23 protein-coding genes are annotated in these 20,201 nt (G+C 61.6%); 13 read left to right on the top strand and 10 right to left on the bottom strand.

Translation table 11 applies throughout. The features are described from left to right. The first annotated feature begins 136 nt into the window (after positions 1 to 136). Positions 137 to 1,144 carry a GlxA family transcriptional regulator gene (locus tag QZ498_RS09025; RefSeq protein ID WP_294621560.1) on the top strand — a complete coding sequence of 336 codons (1,008 nt, stop codon included), beginning with the start codon at positions 137 to 139 and terminating at the stop codon, positions 1,142 to 1,144. Positions 1,145 to 1,286: 142 nt separating this feature from the next. Here QZ498_RS09025 and QZ498_RS09020 read toward each other — a convergent pair whose 3' ends face one another. Beyond that, complete coding sequence (locus QZ498_RS09020; protein ID WP_294621559.1) at positions 1,287 to 2,384, bottom strand: PQQ-dependent sugar dehydrogenase; 1,098 nt, start codon at positions 2,382 to 2,384, stop codon at positions 1,287 to 1,289. Positions 2,385 to 2,545: 161 nt separating this feature from the next. Between QZ498_RS09020 and QZ498_RS09015 the strand changes: the two genes are divergently transcribed. From QZ498_RS09015 to QZ498_RS08990, 6 genes are all read left to right on the top strand, one after another. Continuing rightward, positions 2,546 to 3,733, top strand: a complete 1,188-nt coding sequence (locus QZ498_RS09015; protein WP_294621558.1) for an ABC transporter substrate-binding protein — start codon at positions 2,546 to 2,548, stop codon at positions 3,731 to 3,733. 98 nt (positions 3,734 to 3,831) lie between these two features. Next, positions 3,832 to 4,614, top strand: coding sequence for an ABC transporter ATP-binding protein (locus QZ498_RS09010; protein WP_294621556.1), 783 nt, complete (start codon positions 3,832 to 3,834; stop codon positions 4,612 to 4,614). Positions 4,615 to 4,752: 138 nt separating this feature from the next. After that, positions 4,753 to 5,439: an ABC transporter ATP-binding protein gene (locus QZ498_RS09005; protein WP_294621604.1), complete on the top strand. Its 687-nt coding sequence runs from the start codon at positions 4,753 to 4,755 to the stop codon at positions 5,437 to 5,439. Continuing rightward, the gene (locus tag QZ498_RS09000; protein WP_294621555.1) at positions 5,436 to 5,780 is read left to right on the top strand and encodes a hypothetical protein; all 345 of its coding nucleotides are present in this window, start codon (positions 5,436 to 5,438) and stop codon (positions 5,778 to 5,780) included. Before QZ498_RS09005 ends, QZ498_RS09000 begins: the two co-directional genes overlap by 4 nt. Before the next feature lie 28 nt (positions 5,781 to 5,808). Beyond that, positions 5,809 to 6,819: a branched-chain amino acid ABC transporter permease gene (locus tag QZ498_RS08995; protein WP_294621603.1), complete on the top strand. Its 1,011-nt coding sequence runs from the start codon at positions 5,809 to 5,811 to the stop codon at positions 6,817 to 6,819. After that, positions 6,816 to 8,120, top strand: a complete 1,305-nt coding sequence (locus tag QZ498_RS08990; RefSeq protein WP_294621554.1) for a branched-chain amino acid ABC transporter permease — start codon at positions 6,816 to 6,818, stop codon at positions 8,118 to 8,120. The genes QZ498_RS08995 and QZ498_RS08990 overlap by 4 nt, the downstream gene beginning before the upstream one ends. Before the next feature lie 49 nt (positions 8,121 to 8,169). Here the strand turns inward: QZ498_RS08990 and QZ498_RS08985 are convergent, their stop codons facing one another. Then, the gene (locus tag QZ498_RS08985) at positions 8,170 to 8,793 is read right to left on the bottom strand and encodes an XRE family transcriptional regulator (protein ID WP_294621553.1); all 624 of its coding nucleotides are present in this window, start codon (positions 8,791 to 8,793) and stop codon (positions 8,170 to 8,172) included. Positions 8,794 to 8,858: 65 nt separating this feature from the next. Here QZ498_RS08985 and QZ498_RS08980 point away from each other — a divergent pair, with 65 nt between their 5' ends. From QZ498_RS08980 to QZ498_RS08965, 4 genes are read left to right on the top strand one after another with little or no spacing between them, the layout of a single operon-like run. Next, positions 8,859 to 10,382 carry a class I adenylate-forming enzyme family protein gene (locus QZ498_RS08980; protein WP_294621602.1) on the top strand — a complete coding sequence of 508 codons (1,524 nt, stop codon included), beginning with the start codon at positions 8,859 to 8,861 and terminating at the stop codon, positions 10,380 to 10,382. Beyond that, the gene (locus tag QZ498_RS08975; RefSeq protein ID WP_294621552.1) at positions 10,369 to 11,013 is read left to right on the top strand and encodes a DsbA family oxidoreductase; all 645 of its coding nucleotides are present in this window, start codon (positions 10,369 to 10,371) and stop codon (positions 11,011 to 11,013) included. Before QZ498_RS08980 ends, QZ498_RS08975 begins: the two co-directional genes overlap by 14 nt. A 4-nt stretch (positions 11,014 to 11,017) precedes the next feature. Next, positions 11,018 to 11,392 carry a potassium channel family protein gene (locus tag QZ498_RS08970; protein WP_294621551.1) on the top strand — a complete coding sequence of 125 codons (375 nt, stop codon included), beginning with the start codon at positions 11,018 to 11,020 and terminating at the stop codon, positions 11,390 to 11,392. Further along, positions 11,389 to 12,594, top strand: a complete 1,206-nt coding sequence (locus QZ498_RS08965) for an MFS transporter (RefSeq protein ID WP_294621549.1) — start codon at positions 11,389 to 11,391, stop codon at positions 12,592 to 12,594. Before QZ498_RS08970 ends, QZ498_RS08965 begins: the two co-directional genes overlap by 4 nt. Here the strand turns inward: QZ498_RS08965 and QZ498_RS08960 are convergent. After that, on the bottom strand, positions 12,591 to 12,962 hold the full coding sequence (locus QZ498_RS08960) for a GFA family protein (protein WP_294621548.1): 372 nt from the start codon (positions 12,960 to 12,962) through the stop codon (positions 12,591 to 12,593). The genes QZ498_RS08965 and QZ498_RS08960 overlap by 4 nt on opposite strands. A gap of 27 nt (positions 12,963 to 12,989) precedes the next feature. Further along, a complete protein-coding gene (locus QZ498_RS08955; RefSeq protein WP_294621547.1) occupies positions 12,990 to 13,586 on the bottom strand; it encodes a LysE family translocator in 597 nt (198 codons plus the stop codon). A 121-nt stretch (positions 13,587 to 13,707) separates the two neighbouring features. Between QZ498_RS08955 and QZ498_RS08950 the strand changes: the two genes are divergently transcribed. Then, a complete protein-coding gene (locus QZ498_RS08950; RefSeq protein ID WP_294621546.1) occupies positions 13,708 to 14,043 on the top strand; it encodes an SMR family transporter in 336 nt (111 codons plus the stop codon). A 9-nt stretch (positions 14,044 to 14,052) separates the two neighbouring features. On the opposite strand, the gene hflX is transcribed toward QZ498_RS08950, so the two are convergent. The 4 genes from hflX to trkA form a co-directional block, all read right to left on the bottom strand. Beyond that, positions 14,053 to 15,339 (bottom strand): GTPase HflX, encoded by a 1,287-nt coding sequence (gene hflX, locus QZ498_RS08945; protein ID WP_294621544.1) that lies wholly within the window; start codon positions 15,337 to 15,339, stop codon positions 14,053 to 14,055. After that, the gene (gene hfq / locus QZ498_RS08940; RefSeq protein WP_294621542.1) at positions 15,336 to 15,575 is read right to left on the bottom strand and encodes an RNA chaperone Hfq; all 240 of its coding nucleotides are present in this window, start codon (positions 15,573 to 15,575) and stop codon (positions 15,336 to 15,338) included. The genes hflX and hfq overlap by 4 nt, the downstream gene beginning before the upstream one ends. A 133-nt stretch (positions 15,576 to 15,708) precedes the next feature. Next, on the bottom strand, positions 15,709 to 17,229 hold the full coding sequence (locus QZ498_RS08935; RefSeq protein ID WP_294621541.1) for a TrkH family potassium uptake protein: 1,521 nt from the start codon (positions 17,227 to 17,229) through the stop codon (positions 15,709 to 15,711). A gap of 3 nt (positions 17,230 to 17,232) precedes the next feature. Further along, entirely contained in the window at positions 17,233 to 18,609 is a 1,377-nt protein-coding gene (gene trkA / locus QZ498_RS08930; protein ID WP_294621539.1) for a Trk system potassium transporter TrkA, read from the bottom strand. A gap of 100 nt (positions 18,610 to 18,709) precedes the next feature. Between trkA and QZ498_RS08925 the strand changes: the two genes are divergently transcribed. After that, on the top strand, positions 18,710 to 19,201 hold the full coding sequence (locus tag QZ498_RS08925; RefSeq protein ID WP_294621538.1) for a hypothetical protein: 492 nt from the start codon (positions 18,710 to 18,712) through the stop codon (positions 19,199 to 19,201). A 171-nt stretch (positions 19,202 to 19,372) separates the two neighbouring features. Here the strand turns inward: QZ498_RS08925 and QZ498_RS08920 are convergent, their stop codons facing one another. Then, on the bottom strand, positions 19,373 to 19,774 hold the full coding sequence (locus tag QZ498_RS08920) for a group 1 truncated hemoglobin (RefSeq protein WP_294621537.1): 402 nt from the start codon (positions 19,772 to 19,774) through the stop codon (positions 19,373 to 19,375). 44 nt (positions 19,775 to 19,818) lie between these two features. After that, on the bottom strand, positions 19,819 to 20,040 hold the full coding sequence (locus tag QZ498_RS08915) for a tautomerase family protein (protein ID WP_294621536.1): 222 nt from the start codon (positions 20,038 to 20,040) through the stop codon (positions 19,819 to 19,821). Between the last annotated feature and the right edge of the window lie 161 nt (positions 20,041 to 20,201).

The raw sequence follows: 20,201 nt of genomic DNA, 5'->3' as shown, positions 1-20,201 counted from the left end.
ATCGAAAGACAAGAGACCATATGTGGAGTCTACCGTTTCATGCGTTTTTCCGCCTTCACCCTTGCCAAGACGGGGTGTTCGTGAAACAGGCTTTGCGCTAGGGATTCCATAGGTCCACGGTCGGGAGTTGTGTCAGATGGCCACGCAGACATCAACAGTTGCACTCGAGGCGCCGGGCGCGCCCAAGCGCTTTGTCTTTGTGTTGCTTGAGAATTTCACGCTTCTGAGTTTTGCGTCGGCTGTCGATAGCTTGCGGATTGCCAACCGCATGGCGGGCCAAACCCTCTACGAGTGGTTTATCACCGGGGACGCCGATGACGAGGGCATGGTGTCGTGCTCCAGCGGATCGCGTTTCCAGGTGGATGGGCCTTTGTGCGAATTGAACCGCGATGACGTGGTCCTGATCTGTGGTGGCGCCGACGTCCAGAAATCCACGACAAAGAAACTGCTGAATTGGGTTCGACGCGAGGCGCGGCGCGGTCTGCGATTGGGTGGATTGTGCACGGCTGCCTATACCTTGGCGCGGGCCGGGCTTTTGGATGGTAAGCGGGCGACGATCCACTGGGAAAACCACGACAGTTTCATGGAAGAATTCGACGAGGTCGATTTGACCAAATCGGTCTTCGTGGTGGATGGCAACCGGATGACCACCGCTGGTGGCACCTCTTCGATTGACCTGATGCTGAAGCTGATTGCCGACGACCATGGTGAGAAACTGGCCAATTCGGTGGCCGATCAGTTGATCTATTCCTCGATCCGCACCGACCAGGATACGCAGAGGCTATCGGTGCCGACCCGAATCGGTGTGCGCCACCCCAAATTGAGCCAGGTGATCCAGATGATGGAAGCCAATATCGAGGAGCCGATCAGCCCCTCTATCCTGGCCAAGGATGTGGGCATGTCGACGCGACAGCTTGAGCGGCTGTTCCGACGCTATCTTAATCGCAGCCCAAAGCGCTACTACATGGAATTGCGCCTGCAAAAGGCCCGCAACCTGTTGATGCAGACCGATATGACGGTGATCAACGTGGCGCTGGCCTGTGGCTTTGCCTCGCCCTCGCATTTCTCGAAGTGCTACCGCGCGCATTACAATACCACGCCCTACCGCGAGCGTGGCGCGCAGGCGGCGCGGCTTTCGGTGTAAGGCCGCCCGGTTCCGATTGGGGGCTTTGCCCCCGTCGCCCTTCGGGCGCTTGCCGGGGCTCCGCCCGTTCGGCCCTCAATCGCTCTCCCAGAGCGCTTGCAAGACGGGCCTCACCCCCAGAGTATTTTTGGAAAGATGAAGATCAGGGTGTGGTGATCCGGTACAGCGCGCCCTGCCCTTCGGACAGGAACCAGATCGCGCCGTCGGGGCCTTGGATGACGTCGCGCACCCGCAGGGTTTCGGGAGATTGCAGGCGCTCGACCTCGCGCAGGGGGTTCCCGGACAGTCGTGAAATATGGTCAAACTTCAACGATCCGATAAAGGCATCCCCGCGCCATTCGGGGAATTCCTGTCCATTATGGAACATCATGCCCGATGGCGCGATCGAAGGGTCCCAATAGTGAACGGGTTGTTCCATGCCCTCTTTGGAGGTGCCTTCGCCAATCTTGGCGCCCGAATAGTGGCGGCCATAGGAAATCACCGGCCAGCCATAATTGGCGCCTTTGGTAATGCGGTTGACCTCATCGCCGCCGCGTGCACCGTGTTCGACGGTGTAAAGCGCGCCATCCGGGCCGAGAGCCGCGCCTTGCGGGTTGCGATGTCCGTAGGACCAGATTTCAGGCTGCGCGGCTTGGCTGCTGGTGAAGGGGTTGTCCGCGGGGACGCTCCCATCACGGTTGAGGCGCAGGACCGAGCCGTTCTCGCGGGTAAGGTCCTGGGCCGAGGGACGGTCGCCGCGGTCGCCCACGGTCAGAAACAGGGTGCCGTCCGGCGCTTCGACCAGACGCGAGCCGAAGTGTCGCCCACCGGCGGAACCGGGTGTCAACTCCCACAGTACGCGCCAATCGGTGAGACGGGCAAGATCATCGGAGAGCGTCGCGCGAGCCAGGGCGGTGCCTGCTCCGCCCTGTTGTGGCTTCGAAAAGGTGAAGAGCAACTCTCGCGTTTTGGCGAAATCCCTGGGAACGAGGATATCGAGCAAGCCGCCCTGCCCGCGTGCGGCGATGCGACCGACGCCGGGGACATCCCGGGCTTGACCGTCGTGGACCACGAGCAGCCGACCGCTGCGTTCGGTGATCAGGATCGCGCCATTTGGCAGGGTGTCCACCGCCCAGGGGGTGTCGAGCCCGGTTGCGATCGGCGTGACTTCGAGCGGGCCTGCGCTGCTATCCATGGCCTGCGCTGTGGTGCCGAGGCTGAAACCAAGCACGAGGGCAATGACCGGGGCGATGCGGGGCATGGTGATGTCCTTTTGAAACCGAAACATGCCTTTGAAGATGGGGTCGCGGTGACCCAAGGTCAAATCACGCAAGACGGCGCGGTGATTTTGAATCCACTTGCGTTTTGACGCGCAACTCATACGCTGCCCTGTGGAAAAGCGTTCCACAGGGAGATAACGACATGAAAAAACTTTTGACCGCAACCGCCGCTGCCGCGCTTTTGGCCGGGACTGCACAGGCCGATGATCACGAGGTGAAGCTGGGCATCATCCTTGGCTTCACGGGGCCGATCGAATCGCTGACGCCGCATATGGCGGCCGGGGCCGAAATGGCCATGAGCGAGGTCACCGAGAGCGGCAAGCTGCTGGATGGAATGAGTGTCATGCCGGTGCGGGCCGACAGCACCTGTATCGACGCCGGTGCTGCAAGCGCCGCCGCGGAACGCCTGATCACCTCGGAAGGGGTGAAGGGTATCATGGGCGCGGATTGCTCGGGCGTGACCGGCGCGATCCTGTCGAACGTGGCGGTGCCGAATGGCGTTGTCATGGTATCGCCTTCGGCGACCTCGCCCGCCTTGTCGACAGCCGAGGACAACGGCCTGTTTTTCCGTACCGCCCCGTCGGATGCCCGGCAGGGTGAGGTCATGGCGACGATCCTGATGGAGCGCGGCATGGAAGAAGTCGCGTTGACCTATACCAACAACGACTATGGCAAGGGTCTGGCCGACAGTTTCGCCAAGGCCTATGAGGACAAGGGCGGCACGATCACCATCAATGCCGCGCATGAGGATGGCAAGGCCGACTATTCGGCTGAAGTGGGCGCGCTGGCCTCGGGCGGTGGCGATCTGCTTGTGGTAGCCGGTTACGTCGATCAGGGCGGCAGCGGGATCGTCCGCTCGGCGCTGGATTCAGGCGCATTCGATACCTTCCATTTCCCCGACGGGATGATCGGCACCGCCCTGGAGGAAAACTTCGGCGACGAGATTGACGGGTCGACCGGCCAGCACCCGGGCACCGACAGCCCCGGCGTGGCCAAGTTCCAGGAAATGGTCGGCGACAGTTTCGAAGCCACCTCGCCCTTCGCGCCGGAAAGCTATGACGCCGCCGCCCTCATCATGATGGCGATGCAGGCCGCCGGGTCGGTCGAACCGGGGGATTACAAAGACCACGTGATGGATGTGGCGAATGCGCCCGGTGAAAAGATCTATCCCGGCGAGTTGGGCAAGGCGCTGGAGATCATCGCGGCTGGTGGTGACGTCGATTACGTCGGCGCCACTGCGGTGGAACTGATTGGCCCGGGTGAATCGGCGGGCAACTACCGCGAGATCATTTTCGAAGACGGCAAGATCGAAACGGTCAAATACCGTTGATCGACTTTTAAAGCTGAGGTATCGGGCGGCCCCGTAGGATATGCGGGGCCGTTCCAACGATAAATGGCGGCCAATATGGCCGTTGTGGGGGGACTTGCATGATCGTCGTCGAAGATCTGCACAAGCATTTCGGCGGGTTTCACGCCGTGGATGGCGCGAGCCTGCGCATCGAGGAAGGCACGATCACCGGGTTGATCGGCCCCAATGGCGCGGGCAAGACGACGCTGTTCAACGTGATTGCCGGGGTTTTGCCGCCCACCTCGGGCCGGGTGACCATGGCGGGCGAGGACATCACCGGGCTGCCGCCGCATGAATTGTTTCACAAGGGGCTCTTGCGCACTTTCCAGATTGCGCATGAATTCGCCTCGATGAGCTGCCGGGAGAACCTGATGATGGTGCCGGGCGGGCAATCGGGTGAGCGGCTTTGGAACACATGGTTCGGGCGCAAGCGGATTGCCGACGAAGAGCGCGCGTTGAAGGCCAAGGCCGACGAGGTTCTGGAATTCCTGACCATCGAGCATCTGGCCGACCACAAGGCGGGCGAGGTTTCGGGCGGTCAGAAGAAGCTGTTGGAACTGGGCCGGACGATGATGGTGGATGCCCGGATCGTGTTTCTGGACGAGGTTGGCGCGGGTGTGAACCGCACGCTTTTGAAGACCATCGGTGAAGCGATCCAGCAGCTGAACCGCGAGCGCGGCTATACCTTCGTGGTGATCGAACACGACATGGATTTCATCGGCCGGCTTTGTGATCCGGTGATCTGCATGGCCGAGGGCAAGGTTCTGGCCGAGGGCACGTTGGAGGAGATCAAGGCCAACGAGGCGGTGATCGAGGCCTATCTGGGCACGGGACTGAAGAATAAAGAACAGGTGGGCGCGTGAGCGATGTGATCCAAAGGCGTGGCTGCGCCACTCAGGTTTGTTGGAATGAGGGGCTCTGCCCCTCAAACACCCCGGGATATTTCAGAACAGAAGAAGAAGGGATGGGCCGTGAGTGATCCCTTCTTGATCGGTGAGTCGATGACCGGTGGCTATGGCCGGGGTGGGCCGGATATCCTGCATGACTGCACGATTGCCGTGGATCGTGGCGAGATCGCCGTGATTGTCGGACCGAATGGGGCGGGCAAATCCACCGCGATGAAGGCGGTTTTCGGCATGCTTGACCTGCGCGAGGGGCAGGTGCGGCTGGATGGGCAGGACATCACCGCGCTGAGCCCGCAGGAGCGGGTGCGCCATGGCATGGGGTTTGTGCCGCAGACCAGTAATATCTTCACCTCGATGACGGTGGAGGAGAACCTTGAGATGGGGGCCTTCATTCGCGAGGACGACATTTCGGGGACCATGGAGCAGGTCTTCGAGCTGTTCCCGATATTGCGCGACAAACGCGCGCAGGCGGCGGGCGAGCTTTCGGGCGGGCAACGGCAACAGGTGGCCGTCGGCCGGGCGCTGATGACCCAGCCAAAGGTCCTGATGCTGGATGAGCCCACCGCCGGGGTGAGCCCCATCGTGATGGATGAGCTTTTTGACCGCATCATCGAGGTGGCGCGCACCGGCTTGCCGGTGTTGATGGTGGAACAGAACGCGCGTCAGGCGCTGGAGATTGCCGACAAGGGCTATGTTCTGGTGCAGGGGCGCAATGCGCATACGGGATCGGGCAAGGAACTCTTGGCCGATGCCGAGGTCCGCCAGAGTTTCCTTGGCGGATGAGAGGTGGATTTCATATCCCCGCCGTATTGGTGGCGGTTTCGGTCGCCGGGCCCGTCATGGCGCTGACCTGCGTGGCCGAGACGCAATGCCGAGGCGATGCCGAGCGGATGTGTGCCCCCTCGTCCCTTTCGATCGTCGCCAAGCGGCGCGGCGCATGGGTGGACATGTGGATCGATCGGCAGGGGCCATATCGGGCCGAGCTTGCGCACAGGGCGCATGAGACACGGCTGACCCTGCCCTTGTTCGAACGTCATGAGATGATCGTGCAGGCCGACGGAGCCTTCTTGTATCGGGGTAATCGCGGCAAGCGCTACAGCGGTCGCTGTCAGGGGGAATTGTGATGCGATATCATGGGGAATGCCGGAAATGATCGATTTTCTGAACGCCATCGTGGCGCTTTCGAACTTTGTGCTGGTCCCGGCGGTGACTTATGGCAGCCAGTTGGCGCTTGGCGCGCTTGGCGTGACGTTGATTTACGGCATCCTGCGGTTTTCCAATTTCGCCCATGGCGACACCATGGCCTTCGGCACCATGGTGACGATCCTCGTGACATGGGGGTTGCAAGCCGGGGGCGTGAGTTTCGGCCCGCTGCCCACGGCGCTTTTGGCCCTGCCCTTCGGCATCATGGCCTGTATGGCTCTGGTTCTGGTGACCGACCGGCTGGTCTATCGCTTCTACCGCGATCAGAAAGCCAAGCCGGTGATCTTCGTGATCGTCTCGATCGGGGTCATGTTCATCATGAATGGCCTTGTCCGGTTCATCATCGGCCCCGGGGACCAGCGGTTCGCCGATGGCGAACGCTTCATCATTTCGGCCCGGGATTTCAAGGAGATGACAGGGCTGCGCGAGGGGCTGGCCCTGAAAACCACCCAAGGCATCACCGTGGTGACGGCGGTGATCGTCGTGGCGCTGTTGTTCTGGTTTCTCAACCGCACGCGGACGGGCAAGAGCATGCGGGCCTATTCCGACAACGAGGATCTGGCGCTTTTGTCGGGGATCAACCCTGACCGGGTGGTGATGGTGACCTGGCTGATCGTGGCCGCTTTGGCCACGGTGGCGGGTGCACTTTACGGGCTGGACAAGAGTTTCAAGCCCTTCACCTATTTCCAGCTACTTCTGCCGGTCTTTGCCGCGGCGATCGTTGGGGGGTTGGGCAGCCCCTTGGGCGCCATTGCCGGTGGCTACGTCATCGCCTTTTCGGAAGTGATGATCACTTATGCGTGGAAAAAGGTGCTGACCTATCTGACACCCGAGGCGCTGGAGCCGGATGGTCTGGTGCAGCTTTTGTCGACCAACTATAAATTCGCGGTCAGCTTCGTGATCCTGCTGATCGTGCTTCTGTTCCGCCCGACGGGCCTTTTCAGGGGGAAAGCGGTATGAGCGAGAGCGTGAAAAACACGGGCCTCTTCGCGCTGGTGGCGCTTTTGATCGTCGGCACCGGTTTTGTGCAAAGCTGGAACACGGCGCTGTTGATCCTGAACATGGGGCTGATTTCCGCGATCATGTCGCTGGGCCTGAACCTGCAATGGGGATTTGCCGGGTTGTTCAACGTCGGTGTCATGGGCTTCGTGGCGCTTGGCGGTCTGGCGGCGGTTCTGGTCTCGATGCCGCCGGTGCCCGAGGCCTGGGCGGCGGGAGGTATCAACGTCCTCGCCGGCTTGCTGCTTGGCGCGGCGGTGATCGTGGCGGCGGGGCTGGCCTACAATCGTATGGCCGCCGGACGCCTGCGCGTTCTTGTGATGCTCGTCATCCTGGTTGGCGGTTTCTTTGCCTATCGCGGAGTGTTCGACCTTGGTGTCGAGGCGGTCGAGGACGTGAACCCGGCCGCCACGGGATATCTTGGCGGGCTTGGCCTGCCGGTCTTGATGGCCTGGCCGGTGGGCGGGCTTTTGGCCGCGGGGGCCGCTTGGATCATCGGCAAGGCGGCCCTCGGGCTGCGCAGTGATTACCTGGCGATTGCGACGCTCGGGATTGCCGAGATCATCCTTGCCGTTCTGAAAAACGAGGATTGGTTGGCGCGCGGCGTGAAGAACGTCAACGGGTTGCCGCGCCCGGTCCCTTACGAGGTCGATTTGCAGAACGATCCCGGCTTCGTGGATCGGGTGACGGGACTGGGGTTTGACCCCGTGACCGCCTCGTCGCTGAGTGTGAAACTGGGCTATGCGGCGCTTTTTGCCGTGGTGCTCATCGTGATCCTGCTTCTTGCGCAATTGGCCCTGAATAGCCCGTGGGGCCGGATGATGCGCGCCATCCGCGACAATGAAACCGCCGCGCGGGCCATGGGCAAGGACGTCACCCGCCGGCACTTGCAGGTGTTCATCCTTGGCAGTGCGGTCTGTGGGATCGCCGGCGCGATGATGACCACGTTGGACGGGCAGTTCATCCCGACATCCTACCAACCGCTGCGCTTCACCTTCCTGATCTGGGTAATGGTGATTGTCGGCGGATCGGGCAACAATTTCGGGGCGGTGCTGGGCGGTTTCCTGATCTGGTTTCTCTGGGTGCAGGTGGAGCCGATGGGCCTGTGGGTCTTGCAAACTGTCACCGCCCCCTTGTCCGAGGGCAGCGCCCTGAAAGAACACCTTCTGGAAAGTGCGGCGCATATGCGCCTGCTGACCATGGGGGTGATCTTGCTGCTGGTGCTGCGGTTCAGCCCTCGGGGTCTGATCCCGGGGCGGTAAACATACCGGTTGCAACAGGGCCAAGGGCTTTGCAAAGCCCTTGCGCGCCTCACACCAGCGAGGTCACCCAGAGGATCGTCGCGTCCTCGTCGCTGACCGAGATCACGTTATGCCCCATGGTGGCGTCGTAATAGGCGCTGTCGCCGCGGCGCATCTCGATGGGTTCGTAAAATTCCGTATAAAGCCGCACGACCCCGGTGAGGACATAAAGAAACTCTTCGCCGTCATGGCGCACCCAGCCGTCGAATTCGGCGATATCGCGGGCGCGGATGCGGGCGCGATAAGGGAGCATCTGCTTCTTGGTCAGAGCCTCGCCCAGCAATTCGTGCTCATAGGTGGCGGTGGCCTGATGCGTGCCCTCGCCCGCCTTGGTCACCGACATTCGGCCATTGACCTGTTCGCGCTGCGGCGGGGTGAAAAGCTGCGGTACGGAAATCTCCAAACCCACGGCCAGCTTTTTCAGCGCCTCGTAGGTAGGAGACATCTGCCCGTTTTCGATTTTGGACAGGGTCGAGCGCGCCAGCCCCGCTTGTTTGGCCGCCTGTTCCAGTGTCCAGCCACGCGCGGTGCGCAACTCGCGCACCCGCTCGCCAAGGTTGAGCGGTTCAGCCGCTTCCTGTTGGCCGTTTTCACGGGCGACACGGATCAGGTTTTCGGGCGTCGTTTTCTGCATGTTCAACCCTATACGCAGAGGCCGGGCCACTTGCAACTCAGGGACACGCGGCCTAAGCCATGGGCATGCTGTCTGAAAGCCATTCCGATGTTCTTCCCCCCTGCCCCGCGCCCTTCAATCTGGCCGCGCATGTGCTGGGCCGGGCCGATGACGCGCCTGACAAGATCGCTCTGGCCGTTTTGCGGCTGAGTGGCTCGGAGCGCTGGAGCTATGCGCGCCTGAAGGCGGCTGTGCTTGGCACCGGCACCGGGCTTTTGCAGATGGGCCTCAAACCCGGTGACCGGGTCCTGATGCGGCTTGGCAATACGGTGGAGTTTCCCATCGCTTACCTGGGCGCGATTGCCGTGGGCCTCGTGCCGGTGCCCACCTCAAGCCAGCTGACCGCGCCGGAAGTGGCCAAGATGATTGATACGCTGGAGCCTGCGCTTATCCTGCGTGGCCCCGGCATCGCCTGCCCCGACACGGATGTGCCGATCCTCGACCAAGCCGACCTCGAGGCGATGCGCGACCTGCCTCCCGCCGGTTTCGACATGGGCGACCCCAACCGCCTTGCCTATATCATCTATACCTCCGGCACCTCGGGCGTGCCGCGCGCCGTGTGCCACGCGCATCGCGCGATCTGGGCGCGGCAGATGATGATGCAGGGCTGGTACGGGTTGCGCGCTGAGGATCGCCTTTTGCACGCCGGGGCCTTCAACTGGACCTATACGCTGGGCACGGGGTTGATGGACCCTTGGACGATGGGCGCCACGGCCCTGATCCCTGAGGCGGGGATCGAACCTGCGCAACTGCCCCTGCTGCTCAAACGCCATGACGCGACGATCTTTGCCGCCGCTCCCGGCGTTTACCGCAAAATGCTGACGGGCAATCCCCTGTCGCTGCCGAAACTGCGGCATGGCTTGGCCGCCGGTGAAAAACTCTCCGACACCATCCGCCAGCACTGGGAGAAGGCCACAGGCACCGCCATTCACGAGGCTTACGGGATGTCGGAATGTTCCACCTTCATTTCGGCCAGCCCCGACCATCCGGCCACCCCCGGCACTTTGGGCCGCCCGCAACCGGGACGGCGCGTGGCCGTGATCGGTGACAATGGCCCGGTTGAGATTGGCGAGGAAGGCACGATTGCGGTCCATCAAACCGATCCGGGCCTGATGCTGGGCTACCTCAAGGCCGAAGACGCCACCCGCGACAAGTTTCAGGGCGAATGGTTCCTCACCGGCGACCAAGGTATGATGGATGCGCAAGGCGACATCACCTATCTGGGCCGCGCCGACGATATGATGAATGCGGGCGGCTTTCGGGTTTCTCCGCTGGAGGTCGAAGCGGTGCTCAATGCCTTCCCCGGCATCACCCAAGCGGCAGTGACCGACATCGAGGTCAAACAGGACGCCCGCGTGATCATGGCTTTCTACACCGCGCCCGACCCGGTTGATCCCGCCGCGCTTGAGGACTACGTCACCCAAAACCTTGCCGCCTACAAACGCCCGCGCGGCTTTTACCACCTCGATGCGCTGCCGACCGGCGCCAACGGAAAACTCCTGCGTCGCGCATTGCGGCCGATCTACAAGGCCCAACATGGTCAAACTTGATATCATCTCCGACCCGATCTGCCCTTGGTGCTACATCGGGAAAACCCTTTTGGACAAGGCGCTTGCCGAGCGCCCCAATCACCCCTTCACCATTGAATGGCACCCCTTTCAGCTCAACCCCGACATGCCGCGCGAGGGCATGGACCGCCGCGAATACCTAGAGGCCAAGTTCGGCGGGCAGGACGGCGCGGTGCAGGCCTATCTGCCGGTGGTGGAAAAAGCCAAGGAGGCGGGCCTCGACATCAATTTCGAAGGTATCGCACGCACGCCCAACACGCTGGACGCGCACCGCCTGATCCATTGGGCAGGCATCGAAGACCGGCAAATGGCCATGGCCGTGGCGCTGTTCAAAGCCTATTTCGAGCAAGGCCGCGATATTGGCGACCGCGATGTTCTGGCCGATCTTGCCGATGGGTTGGAAATGGACGCCGCCGTGGTGCGCCGCCTTCTGGACAGCGATGCTGATGAGCAGGCAATTCTTGAGCGCGACAAGCAATTCCGCGAGATGGGCATTACCTCGGTCCCCACCTTCATCGTCAATGGTCAACATGCGGTACCCGGGGCGCAGGACCCTGACTTGTGGATCAAGGTGATCGACGAGATCACCGGCCAAATGACCGAGGAAGGCTAACCCCATGCGCGGAGCCAAAGCCCTGACCCTTCTGGGGATGCTGGTGTTGATCATCGCCGGAGGCACGGTGTTTTTTCACCATGTCGAGGGCTGGTCGTGGCTCGACAGCTATTTCTTCACGGTCGTGACCCTTTCCACCGTTGGGTACGGCGAATTGGTTCCCGCCACGCCGATGGGCAAGATCGGCACCACGGTTTTTATTCTCGTGGGACTTGGCATCTTCGCCGTGGCAATCCAGCAGTTTGGTGCTTTCGCGGTGCGCAAGCGCGAGGAGCATACCGAATGGCTCATCGCGCGGTTGGGCCATCGCCACCCGGACCATGAGGCCGAGCCCGAAGCCGCCAACGACCCCGACACGCCCGAAAGCTCCGAGCGATGAGCGCCCAAACCCCGGGCCGCGTCGAATTCGTGGCCCTCATGGCGATGCTGGTGGCCACGGTGGCCTTTTCCATTGACGCCATGCTGCCCGCCATGCCCCGCATCGGGCAGGAATTGACACCCGACGCGCTGAACCGCGCGCAATTGATCATCACCTCCTTCATCCTTGGTCTTGGTGTGGGCACGTTTTTTACCGGGCCGCTGTCGGACAGCTTCGGGCGCAAACGGGTCATCCTTTGGGGGGCCGCGGTTTACATGGCCGGTGCGGCGCTGGCCGCCATGGCCCCGACGCTGGAATTGATTCTGGCCGCCCGGGTGCTTCAGGGGCTGGGCGCGGCCACCGCGCGGGTGGTGCCGCTGGCCATTATCCGTGACCTCTATTCAGGCCGCGAAATGGCCCGGATCGTCAGCTTCGTGATGATGGTGTTCACCCTCGCCCCCGCCGTGGCCCCCTTGGTGGGCAGCGGGATCATCGCGCTTACCGGTTGGCGCGGGATTTTCGCCAGCTTCCTGATTTTCGCAACGATCACAAGTATTTGGCTCACCCTGCGACTGGCCGAACCCCTGCCAGCCGAGGCCCGTCGCCCGTTTCGCATAAAGGCCTTGATCGAGGCCCTGCGCGCGGTTTTGGCCCCCAGGGTGGTGCGCATCTCCATCGCCGTGCAGACCCTCTGCCTGACCACGCTTTTCAGCTCGATCAGCTCAATCCAGCAGCTTTTCGAAGTCACCTTCGACCGGGCCGATCAATTCCCGCTTTGGTTCTTCATGATGGCGATCTGTGCGGGCACGGGCAGCCTTCTGAACGCGGCACTTGTGATGCGCTTGGGCATGCGCCGGATGATCTCGGTCACCTTGGGCCTGCAAATCGGGTTTACCGCGCTGGTGCTTGGCCTTTTCCTTGTCGGTCTGCCCGAAGGGCTGCGCTTTCCGGTCTATCTTGTTTGGCAAACCACGATCTTTTTTCAAGCGGCCCTGACACTGGGCAATATCAACGCGCTGGCGATGGAACCCTTGGGCCATGTGGCGGGCATGGCGGCCAGTGTCGTGGGGGCCTTGGCGACCGTCGGCTCGGTCATCCTGACGATCCCCGTGGGTCTGGCCTTTGACGGCACGCCCCTGCCCTTGTTGACGGGCGTTTTGCTGGCCGTTTGCGTGGCGCGGCTGCTGATGACGCGGCTCGAAAGGGCCGAGGAATACGCTTAGGTTTCCGGAGCCTCAGCCAGATCATAATAATCACCCCTGTCGTCGGTGAAGATATGCTTGCTGACAGCCAGGCCTCGCGTGTCATCCAAACAGCCCGTGGCGATGCCGATACCGTCTTCACCGTTCATCCGGTAAAAAAGGCTGGACCCGCAGAACTGACAAAAGCCCCGCTTGGCGATCTCGGATGAGGCATACCACCGAAGCCCGTCGTCCCGTGTCAACCGGAGCGCGGCGAATGGCGCATGGGTGGACCCCCACAAATGGCCGCTCGTCCGACGGCATTGGCTGCAATGGCATATGGTCACCGTGTCTCGGACCTCGTCAACCTCAAAGGCCACTTGGCCACATTCGCATCGTCCGGTTCTCATGGCGTTTCTCCCGCGTTTGCCATTAGCCTAGGCCAAAGCCATCCAGACGGCCACCGCCGCCAGCATCCCGCCGAAAAGCAGGTTCAGCCGCCGCGCGCTGCTGTCTTGGGCGAAAAGGGCCGCCAGCCTGTCACCTGCCAAGGTCCAAAGGCTAAAGGCAATCAGGTTGTTGAGGGTGAAAATCGTGGTGATCAACAGCACCAGAACCACATGGTTGACCGCGCTGGGGGTCAGAAACTGTGTGAACATCAGCGTGATGATCACATAAGCCTTGGGGTTGAGCAAAAGCAGGATGACCCCATCCATGAATGAGGCCGGGCGCGCCTTGCCCCCTTGTTCCAGTACGCCGGCCCGCAGCATCCTCCAAGCGATCCACAAGACATAACCCGCCCCCGCCAGTTGCAAGGCGCGAAACGCCCCCGGCACGAGTTCAAGCGCGCCCAGAAGGCCAAACCCGATCAAGGCTGTCACGGCCCAGGTGGCCAAATGATACCCCGCAGTCGCCCTGAGTGTTGAGCGAAAGCCGAAACGCGCGCCATTGGCCGCGAAAAACAGGTTCCCCGGCCCGGGGCTATAGGCCAAGGGGAAAAGGAACAGAACAAGCGCGATCAGGGTTTGGGACATGGCGGCATCTCCTTGCCGTCATGCAACCCGAGCGCCCCCCTTCAAGCGACCCGTTTCTTGCGCATTGCCCCGGTAGAACGAAGCGCGTAGCAAGGCGTTGAAACGCGAAAGGACCAAGCCCATGACCAATGTGTATCTTCTGCTGATCTTCGCAATTGCCGCTGAAACCGTGGGCACCTCGGCGCTACAGGCCAGCCAACAGTTCACGCGGCTGGGGCCGACCCTTTTGGCCGTCGTCGGCTATGCCGTCGCACTTTATCTTCTCGGGCTGACGCTCAAGTATATTCCCGTTGGGGTCGCCTATGCGGTCTGGTCCGGTTTGGGGATCGTCTTTATCGCGATTATCGGTTTCGCGATGTTCGGTCAGAAACTGGACATGCCGGCAATCATCGGCACTGGGATGATTCTGGGCGGAATCGTGATAATTCAACTGTTCTCGAACACCACACCGCATTAGAATCCCGGCCTAAAGCTGTTCGAACTGCGCCTGTTGCTTGGCGCTCCAGCGCACGGTCAGGTCGAATCCCGTTTCGGTCTGGCGTTCATCCTCGACGACGCCTTTTTCGAACAACCATGCGCGCTTGCGTCCCTCGTCGAAGCCAAGCGAAAGGTGCGTTTCATGTGTGGCCTCGGTGATGCCTTCGGTGATCGCCTCGATCAGCGAGTCCATGCCTTCGCCGGTCCAAGCCGAAAGCGCCTGCACGTGATCCAGGCGCGCGGCGCGGGTCACCACTGCGTCACGGTCAGCCTTATCCAGCCGGTCGATCTTGTTCCAGACCTCGATTTGCGGCGTGTCCTCGGACACTCCAAGGCTGTCCATGATGGCGCGCACATCCTCGGCCTGTTCCTCGGTTTCGGGGTGCGAGATATCGCGCACATGCACGATCAGATCGGCGGCCAGCACCTCCTCAAGCGTGGCGCGGAAGGCGGCGACCAGTTCAGTGGGCAAATCGGAAATAAAGCCCACCGTGTCCGACAGGATCACCTCGGGCCCGCCGCCGGGCAGTTCGATGCGCCGCATCGTGGGGTCCAGCGTGGCGAAAAGCATGTCCTTGGCCATGACCTTGGCCCCGGTCATCCGGTTGAACAGTGTCGATTTGCCCGCATTGGTATAGCCGACCAAGGCGACAATCGGAAAAGGCACCTTAGCCCGCGAGGCGCGGTGCAATTCGCGGGTTTTCACCACCTTGTCGAGTTGACGGCGCAAGCGCACCAACTGTTCGTCAATGGCGCGGCGGTCAGCCTCGATCTGGGTTTCCCCAGGTCCGCCAACGAATCCCAGCCCGCCCCGCTGACGTTCAAGGTGGGTCCAGGCCCGCACCAGCCGCGTGCGCTGATAGGAAAGCGCCGCCATCTCGACCTGAAGAACACCCTCACGGGTCGCGGCGCGTTCGCTGAAGATTTCAAGGATCAGCCCGGTGCGGTCAAGGAGTTTGACGCCCAAGGCCTTTTCCAGATTACGCTGTTGCACGGGGCTGACCGGCCCATCGACCAGTACAAGGCCCACGTCATGCGCCGCCAACCGCTCTTTCAGCTCCTCCAGCTTGCCTTTGCCGAACAGCATCCCGGGGTGCGGTCGGGGCAGGCGCACGACTTCACTGCCGACAACGTCAAGTCCGGGCAGCGCATGGGCAAGCGAGATCGCCTCTTCCAAGGCAAGCTCGGCGTCACGCGCGGCCTCGTGGCCGCGAATGTCTGGGTGCAACACCCAGGCCCGGGTGTCTTCGCGTTCCGTCGTCGTCGGGGATGTCACCCTTGCTCGTCGCCTTCGTAAAGGCTCAGGGGCTGCGACGGCATGATGGTGGACACGGCATGCTTGTAAACAAGTTGTGATTGCCCGTCGCGACGCAGGAGGATGCAGAAATTATCGAACCAAGTGATGACACCTTGCAGCTTCACACCGTTGATAAGGAAGATTGTCACCGGAATTTTTGTTTTACGGACCTGATTGAGAAATGCGTCCTGAAGATTCTGTCGGTCTGATGCCATGGTATTGAAAACCTTTGTTCTTGCGTTGGCCGCGGATCGGCACGGTCTCTCCCTCTGGCAGAGTATGGAGCGGTCACGCGTGCATTTCCACCCCAAAAATCAAATCCTTGCAGGGTGCCGCTTGCAGGCCGCTTCAATCGCGCCAAAGGCCCGGATTGGCAAGCGCGATAATGGCAAGCGTTTCCAGTCGCCCCAGAACCATGGCCGCGCACAGCACGAGTTTGGCAGGCGCGCTCATCGAGAGCAAGTCAATCGGAACCTCGGCGGCCGATTGCGTCAATGGGCCGGTGGTACTGAGCGCCGATATGGCCAAAATGATGGAGTTCTGAAAGCTCTGTCCAAGCGCAGCCATCAGAACCGTGACCAAGGCCAGCGAGAGTGCGAACAGCATGAAGAATATCCATGCGATGAAGGCGCCCTGCCGTCGCAAGCGTCGACTGCCCGCCGTCGCGCGCCCAACCGACGAGGGATGAACCAACCGCTCCATCTCGCGCCGCCCGTTCAGGTACAGCGCATAGACCCGAAGCAACTTTACCCCGCCCGCCGTGGTCGCAACGCCGCCTCCCACAAGCGCCAGCCCCAAAAGGATCAAACCGGGGGTTCCAAGGCCGGACCACCCGCGCGCCGCTTCCCATGCCTGGCTTTCGAAGCCGGTCGTCGACAAAAACGACAGGACCGTGAACATCCCCCCCCAAAGCGCCCCGACCGCTTGCGACAGGTTTTCCATTTCGTCCACGTCGAATGCACCAATGAAGTGCCGGGAAAACAGCAGGAGCGGCACGCCAAGCACCAAAAGCAGCCCCAGCCGGAATTCAGGATCTTCAAGCAGGCTTTGTCGCCCGGTGGTCAAGGTGTCGGCCGAAAAAGTCAGCCGGGACAGCGCGAACAGCATAAACAGGAACAGCACCACCTCACCACCATAGCCCGCCGCCCCGTTATGAATGCCACCGATGGGGGAAATGCCGCTGGTTGCCATGGTCGACATGGCATGGATCAGCGCCACGAAGGCGCGCTCGCCATTGACCATGAGCAACAGGCACAAGACCGCCGTCAGGCCAAGATACACCGGTGCCAGTGCTCCGGTCATCTGGTGCAACCGTTTCGTGGCCGTCGCGCGTTCGAACCTTTGAAACCCTGCCGCGTCCTGTCCGGGTTCGGCGCTTGCCGTCACCTCGAAGCCGCCAAGGTTCAAAGGTGCCAGAATGGCCGAGGCCGCCACCCAGATCATCAAGCCGCCGAACCAGCCGACAAGCCCGCGCCACAGGTGCAAGGGCTCCGGCACGCGGCCCGGATTGTCAAACAAGGTGGCCCCGGTCGTGGTGAGGCATGACACCATTTCGAAAAAGGCGTTGAGAAAGCGGGTGGTTTCCAACCCTTCGTAAAACGGCACGGCCAGATAGAGCGGCAGCGCGGTATAGGCGAGGAAAAGCGCGCCAAGGTGTTGAATATCCGTGGCCTCTCCGGTTTGCCGCCCGGACATCGCCAAGCCGATAATCACCACGAATGTCAGGCCAAGCGCGCTGGAATAGAAAAACGCCTGTGCCACGCTGTGATCGTCCAGCATCAGGGCGTGCAGGGCCGGCAGAAGCATCGCCAAGGCGGAAAAGCCCCAGAGCACCAAAATCAAAGGGAAGGTGAGCAGCCGGGCAATCATGGCTCAGAAGAAATCAATCGAGACCTGAAGCAATTGCTCCACCCGGCCCACATCCGCCGCCAAGGCAAAAAGCACCACCACATCGCCCGCCTCGATCTTGAGGCCGCCAGAGGGTTTGCGGATCTCCTCGCCCTTGCGCACGGCCCCGACCAAAACCCCTTCCGGAAAGTCGATATCACGGATCGCCTTGCCCGCGATGGAGGAGGTCGACATGATCTCGGCCTCGATCACCTCGGCCTCGGCGTCACCGATGGAATAGACCGATTTCACACGACCATGGCGGATATGGCGCAGGATCGAACTCACGGTCGTGGCGCGCGGATTGATGAAGGCGTCGATCCCCAGTGGCTCCATCAGCGCGGACAATGTCGGATCGTTGATCAGGGCGATCGCATAGGGGCACCCCGCCGCCTTGGCTCGCACGGCGGTCAGCATGTTGGTCTTGTCGTCGTCTGTCACGCAAAGCACCGCGTCGGCACGTGCGATTCCCGCCTCTTTCAACAGGCTGGTCTCAAGGCCATCACCATTCAGAACGATGGTTCGTTCCAAGGCATCCGCGGCCCGCTCGGCGCAGCGGCGGTCGCGTTCGATAATCTTGGTGCGGGTGCCGGTGCGATGCTCTTCCAAGGACTGCGCCACAGCCAACCCGATATTGCCGCCGCCGACAATGACCAGACGTTCCTGTTTGTCCTGCCGCTTGCCAAACACCTCCAGCGTGCGGGGAATATCGTCGCGCGGGGCGAAAACATAGGCTTCGTCGCCGACGAACAACTGGTCGCCGGCCTCGGGTGCGAACAAGTGCCCCTCGCGCCGGATGGCCAAGACCACCACGCGAAGGGTGGAAAACAGATCGCTCAACTGCCGCAGCGGCGTGTTGACCACCGGGCATTCCTCGTCCAGCCGCAGGCCCATAAGCTGCGCTCGTCCGCCAAGGAATTGCTCGGTATCGAAAGCCGCAGGTGCCGCCAAACGCTGCAATGCGGCCTCGGCCACCTCGCGCTCGGGGCTGATCACCACGTCGATCGGCATGTGATCGCGCCGGTAAAGGTCGGAATAAATCGCATCCAAATAGGATTGGCTGCGCAACCGCGCGATCTTGCGCGGAATGGCAAAGACCGAATGCGCCACCTGACAGGTGACCATGTTCACCTCGTCGGAATAGGTGGCGGCGATGATCATATCGGCATCGCGCGCACCCGCCCGGTCCAGAATGTCGGGATAGCTGGCAAAGCCGGCCAAGCCCTGCACGTCCAGCGTATCGGTGGCCCGCCGCACCAGATCGGGGTTGTTGTCCACCACCGTGACATCGTTCTTTTCGCCCGACAGGTGGCGGGCGATCTGCCAGCCAACCTGACCGGCCCCGCAGATGATGACTTTCATGGGTCTTGCGCCTCATCTTGTCTCGAAAATGTTGCATGACAGGTTGGTTATGGTTGGTCAATTGCTTTGTCCTTGGCCCGCATGCCTGTAGACTGAGGCTATGACACTGAAACGCTACGGTCTCCCTGCCCTTCTCGGGGCCATGTTCGTGCTTTTGGCTGCCTGTGCGCCATTGACGGTCTATTACAAGCAAGGGGCCTCGGTCGCCGCGATGGAGCAGACCCTCAACGACTGCAAGATCACGGCCCTGCGCAAGGTGCCGCCGCGTATCCTGACGCGGTATATTCCGCCGACAACAGCACCTTACACCCGCTGCGATGCCAATGGCCATTGCTATACCTTTCAGCGCATCATCACCCCCGGTCGCTACGAAAGCTACGATGCCAACGAAAACCTGCGCTTCAAAACCGAGAGGCTTTGCATGGCCGGGGCGGGCTTCGAGAAAGTCAGCATCAAGCAATGCGACTCCGCACAAGTCGCCGCCGCCCGCCCCTTGAGTGCGACACGAACCTTCCCGCCGCTCACCGAAAGCTCATGCGCCATCCGCCTGAAATCGGGCCGCTGGAAGATCGTGACACCGGGAGCCGGGTAGCAGGCGGCCCCGGACATGCCCGCGCAACCTGTTTGGTCAGGCCGTGTCAGTGAGGCCCGGCGGGGGCTTCGAACAGGATAAGTTCAATCCGTTCCACGCCCTCAACATAGGCATCATGGCCTCGAATAATCGTGCGGTGTCACAGGGCTGCCCTCCCTTTGTCTTGCCGGGCTACTTGTGGATGATCTCGGCCTGCAAGGACTGTAAAATCCCTTGCACCTCGTCGCGGACATCCCGTCGGTAGTTGAGCGCCTGCATCGTCGTCAGGATATCGTCACAGGCGGCCTCGTATTCCGCCGGGTCGATATCCATGTCGCGATGAGCGTCGGCCATGCTGCGGCCTTGGTACCTGTCAGGCCCTCCGCTGCCTGCGGCGAAGAAATCGCAGGTGTGCTGCTTGATCTCTTCAACGCGGTCCGGCTGGTCCTCGTAGGGCGTAAAGCGGTCCTTGATGACTGGGTTGCGCATATGCGCCGCAACGGCACCATCGACGATCTGCCGAATTCCCGCCGCCCCGCCAAGCCGTTCAAACAAGGATACCGTGCACAGGTCTTTTGCAAGTGATTGCGCCATCGCGCGCTCCTTTCAGTTTTCTGGGTGTTTTGACGTCGGTGCAGTCACGCGGGTTCGGCTTGCACCGCCCTGACATCGGCAGCGCTCAGGGGTTTGCCGCCAATCGCCCACTCACCACTGGCAACCTCCTGGACCCTAACCCATGTCACGCTGCGCATGGCCTCGCCCTCGACGCCGATCATGGCCTCGGTCACGTCGTGGATCATTTTCTGTTTCTGGCTGTCGTCAAAGACACCCTCGATGAGTTGAATATCAACAAGAGGCATTGATTTATCCTTTCTTTGCAATCGGTTGCGTTGAACACCGGTTTCATCCGATGCCTGAACAGGCTGACAGATGGCGCAGCGGTCGGGCCAGTTCACGAAGTGAACCAAGGTGATACAGTATCTGAACTGGCCGCATGCGGGCCGGGCGTGGCACACTGGGC

This window comes from uncultured Roseovarius sp., assembly GCF_913057115.1.
Classification (GTDB): domain Bacteria; phylum Pseudomonadota; class Alphaproteobacteria; order Rhodobacterales; family Rhodobacteraceae; genus Roseovarius.
The sequence above is the reverse complement of the archived record's forward strand: the minus strand, read 5'-3'. Positions and strand labels throughout refer to the sequence as shown.